Raw genomic sequence first — 9,994 nt, 5'->3', positions numbered from 1 at the left:
TTTACATTTTTTCTGATTATCATACATTTTCTGATTATATTAATGTCGATTTAGAACATCATTACACTTATTCTGATGAATTACGGAATATGGTGGAAAATATGAACGCCAGTGATTGTCTAAAAATTATAAACTTTGAGCACTTCTCTGCGTTTGATGACTTAAATGAATATCAATATTTCAATGGATTAAAGCAGCGCTTTGGTGATGCGGAATATGAGCGTGATTTTGCACGTCTTAAACAGCATGATAATGCAATGCACCATACCTATCTGGGCTTGAAAAAATTCATGCATCAGGATCAGAAATATGCGCTTGCTCCACTGAGTTATAAGAAGCGACGTGAGCGCCTAGCCCTTATGGCTAAAGGAATGATGGTGCAAGGACGTGCACTCGATAATTTCCTCAATACTCATTTGAGCCACGCTATTCGTCTCAGCATTCATGAACACCCAATGCAAGGCAAAAAATATTCGCTGTTTCTTTTTGATGAGCGATCGTTTAAGACGCCTTGGCATACTTGTGTCTTATTTGATGCTTGCCGCGGAGAATTTATTATTGATACGCAGGCCAACCACAAACAACGTGAAGGCGTGATTATTCCCGTAATGCATCAAGGAACGCTGTGGTGTTTACTGCGTTTCAATATCGAAGACGCTAACGAGGCACAGTTGATGCGTGAGGTAAAAGCTACTCTACAAACAGAGCAGTTTGGCTTGACGTTAGAGTCACACCATGGATGCTCACTGACCGCGCTACCGCAGGCTCAAGTGAGCCAATTAGTAAAGGCGTTCTCTGCTGTCTGTTTAAAAGGCTTTAGCCCGTTGCCTCAAGCTTCATTTTGGTCTTCGTGGTTTGCCGGAAATCATGCTCTGCTTCCGGAAGAATATGTTCGGAGTAGTACATTAGCAGAGCCCAGTTGGTACGGGCTCAAAACACCGTCAACGAGCATAGCGCGTCGCTATTCTTATACTGACATGACTCCTGATGAATGGGCGATTTACTGTTCATCTGCTCCGCTGAAGGTTAACTTACTGGATGCCTCACTGGCTGCGTTGTGTCTTAATGGTCAAGCAAGTGGTTGGCTGAAAAATACCATTGTGCAGTACGATGATACGGCTACTTATCCTGTGATTATGTCGGGGGATTGGGGAATGAATTTACGCTGGAGCCCATCATTGGCGAAGCATATATCGTCGTCGACTGAAATTGACAATATCAATCAAGTAGCCAATGTTTTAACTCCTATTCTTGAACGTTCACAAGTACAGCATGTGTTTGATTTACAACTTGGCGATATATTACTGGTGAATAACCACACCGTACTTCGTTATGGCGTGTTATCCGAAACAGAATTAGCGGTGCGTCAGCCTTATTCGGTAAATTCCCCTTGGCAGCCTCATAACAAACAACCAAGTAGTGAGCATTTACAAGAAAGCCCTGCTTAAATAAACGACATTTTTAGGAAATAAGCATGAAGAGCCAAGTAAGCGGGTTACTTGGCTTTATTTTTATGGATCATTAACTATGGGATAGATTTATTTTATCGTTGTTTCCGTTCTCTTATTCGACCATACGATGAGAAGTGTTACTTTCAAATGCGAGTAAGTAAAATAATGATCACAACCGAACTGGTTACATAATGAACGAATGTGCAAATCGTGTATTTAGCACAGAATCGATAACTTCTTGCCTTTCCAAACCAGTATTGCACAATAGCGCCTCTCGCTGACTTTTACCCAGAGCGTTTTAATTCACATGCTACTTATTATCGATAACTACGATTCGTTTACCTACAACTTGTACCAATACTTCTGTGAGCTGGGAGTTCAAGTGACGGTGGTGCGTAATGATGAAATCGATATCGCTGGCATTGAAGCGCTCAGCCCAACGCATCTGGTGATTTCCCCTGGGCCTTGCACGCCGAATGAGGCGGGAATTTCACTGGCCGCGATTGAACATTTTGCGGGTAAACTACCTATCTTAGGAGTCTGCCTTGGGCATCAAGCCATTGCGCAAGTGTTTGGCGGGCAAGTGGTGCGAGCCAAAAAGGTGATGCATGGTAAAACCTCACCGATCCAACACACCAACCGTGGCCTCTTTCTAGGGCTCAATAACCCGTTAACCGTTACTCGCTACCACTCGTTGGTGGTCAAAGCTGATTCTCTTGCGGACTGTTTTGAGCTCACCGCTTGGACTCAACAGGCTGATGGTTCGATGGACGAAATCATGGGTTACCAACATAAAATACTGCCAATTGATGCCGTGCAGTTTCATCCTGAATCAATTAAAACAGAACAGGGCCATCAACTGCTCGCAAATTTTTTGCGCCGTTGAACCATTCTCAACCGGACTGCGATCACCTTTCTTAACATTTTCTTCATCATTTCTGCTGTTTTTTATCTTTGCAATATTATGCACCATACATCCTGTTGGAATGAGGGATGGCTTGTCGTCTCAAGGCCTTGTTGTGCTTATTCATATTATTTATAAAAAAGTGCTTCATAAAAGAGGTGACTTAATGCATAAATAATCATAAGTAGTGACGATTATCGGTACTTCTGCCGATCTAAAAGAATAAATCACTATTGAAATGGTTAATAATTTGTAAATACAATGCTGCATTAGCTAAAAAGCAAAACAATATCTTCCACTCAAGCGTTTAATAGGAAGATCGCAATCTGCTTGGCATGCGGTATCAAGAGGGAATGTGTAATGACAGTGGAAAATAGTGTAGATCGCAGTCTGTTTGATGAGGTGATGGTCCCTTGTTATAACCCGATGGAAATGATTCCAGTTAAAGGGCAGGGCTCTCGAGTGTGGGATCAACAAGGTCATGAATACATCGACTTTGCTGGCGGTATTGCAGTGAGTTGTTTGGGCCATTGCCATCCGGCGATGGTTGATGCGATCACCAAGCAAGCCAATAAGTTGTGGCATCTCAGTAACGTGATGACTAATGAGCCTGCTTTGCGCTTGGCGAAAAAATTAACGCAAGTCAGTTTTGCTGAAAAGGTGTTTTTTGCTAACTCCGGCGCGGAAGCTAATGAAGCGGCGCTCAAACTGGCGCGTCGCTGGGCCGCTGATGTCCATGGTGAACAAAAATCAGAAATCATCGCTTTTAACCAAGGCTTCCACGGCCGCACTTTCTTTACAGTGACGGTCGGGGGGCAAGCGACTTATTCCGATGGATTTGGTCCTAAACCTGCGGATGTTACCCACCTACCGTATAACGATATTGAAGCGTTGCAAGCACACATCTCTGATCGCACTTGTGCGGTAATGATGGAACCCTTGCAAGGCGAGGGTGGCATTGTGTCGCCTTCGGCTGAGTTTGTCCAAGCCGTGCGTGAATTGTGCAATAAGCACAACGCCCTGTTGATCTTTGATGAAGTGCAAACCGGTAATGGCCGCACTGGTGAGTTCTATGCTTATCAAGGATTGGGCGTCACGCCGGATATTTTAAGTACCGCGAAATCACTCGGTGGCGGCTTCCCTATTGGCGCTATGCTCACCACAAACGAATTAGCCGCGCATTTTAAAGTGGGCACTCACGGTTCGACTTATGGTGGCAACCCACTGGCTTGCGCGGTAGCAGAAGCGGTAGTTAATGTGGTTAGCCAGCCAGAAACCTTGGCTGGCGTGAAAGAGCGTGAAGCGCTCTTTCGTGAAGGATTGGCTAACATTAATGAGAAGTACCACATTTTTAGTGAAATCCGTGGTAAAGGTCTACTGCTTGGCGCGGCATTAAATGAGCAGTGGCAAGGTCGCGCTCGCGATATCCTACAAGCCGCGGGCAAGCAAGGTTTACTGGTGTTGGTTGCGGGTATGAACGTGGTTCGTATGACGCCTTCATTAGTGATCACCAAACAAGAAATAGAAGAAGGCTTAGCAAGATTAGATAAAGCTATTGCATCACTCATGTAGTGAAAAAGCCTAGCAGCCCAAGGTAGGATGCCTTGGGCCACTTCAAGCATCTGGAGGGAAGTATTGATGCTAGTTGTTCGCCCTATCGCAATGTCGGACTACGATGCGCTACACACATGCGCTATTGAATCCGGTCACGGGTTTACATCACTACCCGTGAATGAAAAGCTCTTAACCAACCGTATTACTCATTCTGAATACAGCTTCGCTAAACCCGACGTCTCAGAGCCAGGAGATGAAGGTTACCTGATGGTCGGTTTTGATTCTGAAACCGGTGAGGTAGCAGGGACGACTGGCGTTGAAGCATCGATTGGCCATGACGTGCCGTTCTATTCTTATCACATCAGCACGATCGTGCATTCGTCGCCTAAGCTGAAGGTCAACAATACCGTCAAGTTGCTTACTTTTGGCAATAACTACACTGGATGCAGTGAAATTTGTACGCTTTTTTTACGCCCAGATTTTCGTCAAGGGTTGAATGGGCGTTTGATGTCGAAATGCCGTTTTCTGATGATGGCGGAACACCCACATCGTTTTTCTAAAACCATCTTTGCTGAAATGCGTGGTGTGTCTGATGCCGAAGGCAACTCGCCCTTTTGGCAATGGCTGCAAGAGCATTTTTTCTCGATTGATTTCACTATGGCTGATTATTTAACCGGCATTGGTAAAAAAGGGTTTATTGCTGATCTGATGCCCAAACTGCCGATTTACGTCAACTTATTGAGCAAAGAGGCGCAGGCGGTGATTGGTCAAGTGCATGACAATACCCGTCCAGCGTTAACGCTACTAGAGCGTGAAGGATTCACCTGCCGTAACTATGTAGACATTTTTGATGCAGGTCCAACGGTTGAGTGCGATTTGCGCAATATCGAATCCGTACGTCACTCGGTGCGAGCTAAAGTGGAAGTGGCCGAGCATTCAAGCTCGCAAGATTATCTTATCTGCAATAGCTCGTTTGAAAACTTTCGTGCTACTGCTGCAAAAGGTGCTTATAACCGCGAAACGGAAACGGTGATCATCTCACCTAAAGTGGCGCAAGCTCTATTGGTTGATAGTGGTGATTTTGTTCGAATTTTGGCGCAGTAAAATAGGTACATTGAAAGGTAAGGATTAACAGATGACTCAGTGGATTGCAGGTGAATGGTTAGCTGGACAAGGCGAGGCAATGCTTTCGCTTAGTCCCTATAACAATGAGACGATTTGGCAGGGCGATAGCGCCACACCCGCGCAAGTAGAAGCTGCGGTAACGGCGGCAAGAGTCGCATTTATAGAATGGAAAAAACGTCCTTTTGTTGAGCGTGAGCAATATGTCTTAGCCTTCGCTGAAAAAGTGAAACAGCGCAGTGAAGAGCTTGCGCAGATCATCGCCAAAGAGACAGGAAAGCCACTCTGGGAAACGCGTACTGAAGCGGCGGCGGTGGCGGGTAAAATTGCTATATCCATTCGAGCTTATCATGATCGCACTGGTGAAAACACACGCGAAGCGGCGGGTAATCAACTGGTATTACGTCATCGTCCATTGGGCGTTCTTGCGGTTTTTGGTCCGTATAATTTCCCTGCCCACCTGCCGAATGGTCATATTGTGCCTGCACTTTTAGCGGGTAATACGGTTGTGTTTAAACCTTCAGAGCAGACTCCGTGGACTGGTGAGTTTGTGATGAAGTTGTGGCAAGAAGCCGGCCTACCTGCGGGTGTACTTAACCTAGTGCAGGGCGCGAAGGAAACGGGTATTGCGCTTGCTCAGGCCAAAGGCATTGATGGCCTTCTTTTTACTGGCAGCGCCAATACAGGTCATTTACTCCATCGCCAGTTTGCTGGGCAGCCGGGGAAAATGCTGGCTTTAGAAATGGGCGGCAACAACCCAATGGTTATCTCTAAGCAGTATGGTGAGCTTGATGCGGCAGTGTATACCATTATTCAATCCGCATTTTTAAGTGCAGGCCAGCGGTGTACCTGTGCGCGGCGTCTTTATGTTCCAGAGGGAAATGAAGGCGATCGATTGCTTGAAAAACTGGTCAGTGCCACTCAAAAATTGCGTATTGATCATCCCTTTGCTGAGCCAGCACCTTTTATGGGGCCACAAATATCACAAGCGGCGGCGCAGTTCATTCTTGCTGCTCAGGATAATTTACGCACCTTAGGTGGCGTCAGCTTGCTGGCCGCGACACCTTTGCAGGCGGCGTTTGTCACTCCGGGCATTATTGATGTCACCGCAGTTAGCCAATTGCCTGATGAAGAGTATTTCGGACCATTGTTACAAGTCGTGCGTTACCAAAGCTTAGAGCAAGCGGTACGACTGGCTAATGAAACTCGCTTTGGTTTATCGGCAGGCTTAGTGTCGACCAATGATGCCGAATGGGATTACTTTGTCGATCATATCCGCGCTGGCATTGTAAATCGTAATCGACAATTAACCGGAGCCAGTGGTGATGCACCGTTTGGTGGGCCGGGAGCGTCGGGAAATTTAAGACCAAGCGCCTATTACGCGGCTGATTACTGCGCATACCCAATGGCATCAATGGAAGGTCGTTCGACTGAACTGCCTGCCACGCTCAGCCCCGGGGTTGAGCTATAGCAGTAAACTTTATCTAAAACCCCATGCCTACTAGCATGGTTTAAACCGAGCACAGACAAGGAGGCGTTATGACGCCAACCGTTTTATTTCAATCATTATGGAATGACTACATTCAGCGCCTTTGCCCTTCTGCCGACAAAGTCCATCACTTGCTTCAAGAAGAGGAAGCGTTGATTAATGACCATATTGCGTTGCGAACCTTCAATGTTGCGCCATTAGGTATTGAAACGCTGGCTAAGCCTTTTCTTGCCTTAGGCTACGTTGCCTGTGGTGATTATGTGTTTGAAAGTAAGAAGCTGGTAGCGAAGCACTATGAACACCCTGATCTGACCCAGCCTAAAGTATTCATAAGCGAGCTGAAAGTGGAAGAGTGCTCGCCTGCGCTCCAAGCCATTGTGGAGAGGCTGGTACATCAAGTCGATAGCAATAAATTAAACAGCAGTGACTTTTTATATGGCGGTCGTCTGTGGCAACTAAGCTACAGCGATTATTTGCAGCTTGCCAACGAAAGTGAATACGCCGCTTGGCTGGCGGCGCATGGCTATGGCGCGAACCATTTCACTGTTAGTGTTAATCAACTGCAGGCGTTTAATGAAGTGAAAGCGATCAATGATCATCTACGCCAAGCGGGTTTTACCATCAATGAAAATGGTGGAGAAGTGAAAGGTACACCTGATGTGCTGCTTGAGCAGTCGTCGACCATGGCCGATAAAGTACCAGTGCAATTTACGGAAGGGGTGGAGGTGATTCCCGGTGGATTCTATGAATTTGCCAAACGCTATCCAATGGTCAACGGTGAACTCTACAGTGGTTTTGTGGCGGCCTCTGCAGATAAGATATTTGAAAGCACAAATAGCTAACAATAAGGGCTGATAAAGACACAGGCCAGTGGCATTACCTCCACTGGCCTTTTTTACAACAAAAGTAGCCTAGATTTAAGGTGTGTAAACCACTTTGACTTGGTCTGTGACTTCGCTTGAGTCGATATAACCAATTGCTGCTGCATTTTGGCTCACTTCAGCGATAGCTGCGGCACTTGAAGCAACGGTTTTGGGTGGGTTAGCTTTACCAGTAAAAACCAATTTTGCCCAATAAGCTTGTAGCTGAGACTCTGATTTATTCGTGACCTTTTCATGAAACTCAATGCGTATCGGCGTGCCATCGGCGTACTCAATCACAATCGGTTCAGTGCCATTCGGGAGCTGTTTTAATTTGCCTAAAAATAGCTTTTTCACATCACTATCGCTTAGTTGGTCAACACCACTCAGGTTACTTATCACAACAGGTGCAGAGAATGCAGACAATGACAAGGTCGATAAGCTCAAGATCATTAAGATAGTTTTAATCATTCTGCACTCCTTAAAAAACGCCATCAAGGCGAATAGAGTAAATCAAAGAGTCATCTTCTAAGGCTTTGCCTGTATTGCCAAAGTTAGTACTACCGATGAGGCCTGAGGTATCACCAAAATTATCGATCATAGTGACATCTGCTTTAATGGATAAGTTAGAGAGCAAGTCATAACGGACACCAGCGGAGTATGCATTACGCTCTGCATCGAACAACCAAGCGCTTGGAATATTGGCTGTGCCAGTATTGATCAACTTACCGATGCGCTCGTCGTCATCTTTGGTTCTGAGTGTTGCTACGCTAACATAAGGCACCCAAGACTGAATCCGATAACCTAAGGTTGCATACGCGGAGTCGACATCTGAATATTGCCCTTCGACTTCGGTACGAGTTAGCTCCGTGACAAAGAGCAGTGAGCCATTGTCATAGCTTAAGCCTGTACCATAGAATTTAGCGATAGTATCTGGAGCGACAACTTGTTTAAATACGCTGTGTCCTGACGTGATTTTTGTCGTGCCGTAGACGGCTCGCAGGGTTAGATAATCGTAATTCCACCCTAGACTGGCGCCATACATATAGTTGTATTCTGTATTATTGTCAGACGTTTTACTTTGGCCAGCAAAGGCTTGTAAGTAGAGGGTTGACTCATCCATTTCCACGTCATAGGCGATATCACCGCCTAAGTAAGAGTTGAATGGTACATTGCCATAAACTTCAACCGGCGGGCGAGACCAGGGCTGAGCAAAGCCTACATCAATATAATCAGAGTACATATAGAGGGGTACACGCAACTTACCCGCTCTGACGGTCACGTAGTTATCAAATGTGTGTTTGAGATAAGCCCATTCTATGTCGGGTGAGAAGTCATCACTGCCACGTGCGATTAACTGAGTGACGAAACTGGTTTTATCCGCCAAACTAAACTCGGCTTGAAGCCCAACTAAACTCAGTTCATCAAAGCTATAACTGTCTCTGGAACTTGCATAGCCTAGCTTGTTGTTCGAACGAGTCACTCCCACACTAAAGAACCCATTGAATTTGATACTGTCTTGCCAGCTACTGCTGGATGAGCTTTTCAGTATCGCCAATTCATTTTCTAGCTGCGAAACTCGTGCTTCAACCGATTCGTCGGCGATACTAAGCCCGGGTAATAGCATTAGGGCAGGGTAAAGGCTGTATTTTGCTTTTATCATGATTACTCCTATGTATCGAAAATGGCATCATGCCGTTCACTTTCACATACTGCAGAGAGTGAGTTTTACTGAGAATTTAAACTTTATATTGTCGAATAACATCGCTGAGGTTTTGTGTGACGCTTTGGATGTCCGTACTGATCCCATCCAGTGCTCGAGAGCCGTCAGACACTGAGCGGGAGATTTCATCCATATCTTGTATGTTGTCGAAAATGATTTTTGAAGTGCGGTTTTGTTCTTCTGTCGCGGCGGCAATTTGTTGGTTGAGCTGAACAATACTTTTAACTTTCTCCGTGATATTGACCAAAGCCACTCCAGATTGCTCAGACTCAGATACTGTATTGGAGGCACTTTGTTGCCCTTTGGTCATGGCATCCACAACTAATGATGAGCCCTTTTGTATTTTTTCAAGAACTTGTTGAATTTCTTCAGTAGAGGATTGAGTGCGAGAGGCTAAAGTCCGAACTTCATCGGCAACCACGGCGAACCCTCGCCCTTGTTCACCAGCTCGAGCAGCTTCTATCGCGGCATTTAAGGCAAGTAAATTCGTTTGCTCGGCAATGCTGCGGATGGTGTTTAAGATCACTCCCGCATTATTGGTATAAGATTCGAGCTCATTTACCACTTGAGCGGCTTGGTTGACGTCTTTGGCTAAGTGTTCAATCGAGACAATCGTGCTTTCTACAACTGCGCTGCCAGTTTGCGCCGTATCATTTGCTGAAGTGGCTTCTGAAGAAGCAAATGCTGCATTTTCAGCAATAGAGGTCACGCTATCGGAAAGAGAGTTCACCGCAGAAGAGACAGATTGCATGATGTTTTCTTGAGAGCGAACTTGTTGTGACGTGTTGGAACTGGTACTAGAAAGCCGTGATGAAACACTTTCTAAAGTGGCAATGGTTTCACGAGTTGAATTTAAACTTTTATGTATTTTAGAAATGAATTGGTTAAACC

At 45.6% G+C, this 9,994-nt stretch carries 9 protein-coding genes; 6 read left to right on the top strand and 3 right to left on the bottom strand.

The genetic code is table 11. The features are described 5' to 3' along the window. From B9J84_RS11175 to B9J84_RS11150, 6 genes are all read left to right on the top strand, one after another. The coding region (locus B9J84_RS11175; protein ID WP_094124145.1) for an L-tyrosine/L-tryptophan isonitrile synthase family protein at window positions 1-1,448 on the top strand (1,448 nt) is incomplete at its 5' end. Between the two features lie 310 nt (window positions 1,449-1,758). Further along, entirely contained in the window at window positions 1,759-2,337 is a 579-nt protein-coding gene (locus tag B9J84_RS11170) for an aminodeoxychorismate/anthranilate synthase component II (RefSeq protein ID WP_094124143.1), read from the top strand. A gap of 378 nt (window positions 2,338-2,715) precedes the next feature. Further along, window positions 2,716-3,927, top strand: coding sequence for an aspartate aminotransferase family protein (locus tag B9J84_RS11165; RefSeq protein WP_026027324.1), 1,212 nt, complete (start codon window positions 2,716-2,718; stop codon window positions 3,925-3,927). A 66-nt stretch (window positions 3,928-3,993) separates the two neighbouring features. Next, the gene (gene astA, locus B9J84_RS11160) at window positions 3,994-5,013 is read left to right on the top strand and encodes an arginine N-succinyltransferase (RefSeq protein WP_026028416.1); all 1,020 of its coding nucleotides are present in this window, start codon (window positions 3,994-3,996) and stop codon (window positions 5,011-5,013) included. 31 nt (window positions 5,014-5,044) lie between these two features. Beyond that, the gene (gene astD / locus B9J84_RS11155; RefSeq protein WP_094124142.1) at window positions 5,045-6,502 is read left to right on the top strand and encodes a succinylglutamate-semialdehyde dehydrogenase; all 1,458 of its coding nucleotides are present in this window, start codon (window positions 5,045-5,047) and stop codon (window positions 6,500-6,502) included. A gap of 68 nt (window positions 6,503-6,570) precedes the next feature. Further along, entirely contained in the window at window positions 6,571-7,362 is a 792-nt protein-coding gene (locus B9J84_RS11150) for a DUF1338 domain-containing protein (protein ID WP_094124141.1), read from the top strand. Window positions 7,363-7,437: 75 nt separating this feature from the next. Here B9J84_RS11150 and B9J84_RS11145 read toward each other — a convergent pair whose 3' ends face one another. The 3 genes from B9J84_RS11145 to B9J84_RS11135 all read right to left on the bottom strand — a co-directional run. Then, window positions 7,438-7,851 carry a phosphate ABC transporter substrate-binding protein gene (locus B9J84_RS11145; RefSeq protein WP_404207091.1) on the bottom strand — a complete coding sequence of 138 codons (414 nt, stop codon included), beginning with the start codon at window positions 7,849-7,851 and terminating at the stop codon, window positions 7,438-7,440. Between the two features lie 10 nt (window positions 7,852-7,861). Next, window positions 7,862-9,043: a porin gene (locus B9J84_RS11140; protein ID WP_094124140.1), complete on the bottom strand. Its 1,182-nt coding sequence runs from the start codon at window positions 9,041-9,043 to the stop codon at window positions 7,862-7,864. 76 nt (window positions 9,044-9,119) lie between these two features. Next, the coding region (locus B9J84_RS11135) for a methyl-accepting chemotaxis protein (RefSeq protein ID WP_404207087.1) at window positions 9,120-9,994 on the bottom strand (875 nt) is incomplete at its 5' end.

The organism is Vibrio sp. V03_P4A6T147, from assembly GCF_002241085.1.
Taxonomy (GTDB): domain Bacteria; phylum Pseudomonadota; class Gammaproteobacteria; order Enterobacterales; family Vibrionaceae; genus Vibrio; species Vibrio anguillarum.
The sequence above is the reverse complement of the archived record's forward strand: the minus strand, read 5'-3'. Positions and strand labels throughout refer to the sequence as shown.

Bases quoted from the DNA above. Each gene is read 5' to 3' on its own strand.
- B9J84_RS11140 (WP_094124140.1), bottom strand. From the start codon at position 9,043: ATGATAAAAGCAAAATACAGCCTTTACCCTGCCCTAATGCTATTACCC.
- B9J84_RS11150 (WP_094124141.1), top strand. From the start codon at position 6,571: ATGACGCCAACCGTTTTATTTCAATCATTATGGAATGACTACATTCAG.
- B9J84_RS11165 (WP_026027324.1), top strand. From the start codon at position 2,716: ATGACAGTGGAAAATAGTGTAGATCGCAGTCTGTTTGATGAGGTGATG.
- B9J84_RS11145 (WP_404207091.1), bottom strand. From the start codon at position 7,851: ATGATTAAAACTATCTTAATGATCTTGAGCTTATCGACCTTGTCATTG.
- astD (WP_094124142.1), top strand. From the start codon at position 5,045: ATGACTCAGTGGATTGCAGGTGAATGGTTAGCTGGACAAGGCGAGGCA.
- B9J84_RS11170 (WP_094124143.1), top strand. From the start codon at position 1,759: ATGCTACTTATTATCGATAACTACGATTCGTTTACCTACAACTTGTAC.
- astA (WP_026028416.1), top strand. From the start codon at position 3,994: ATGCTAGTTGTTCGCCCTATCGCAATGTCGGACTACGATGCGCTACAC.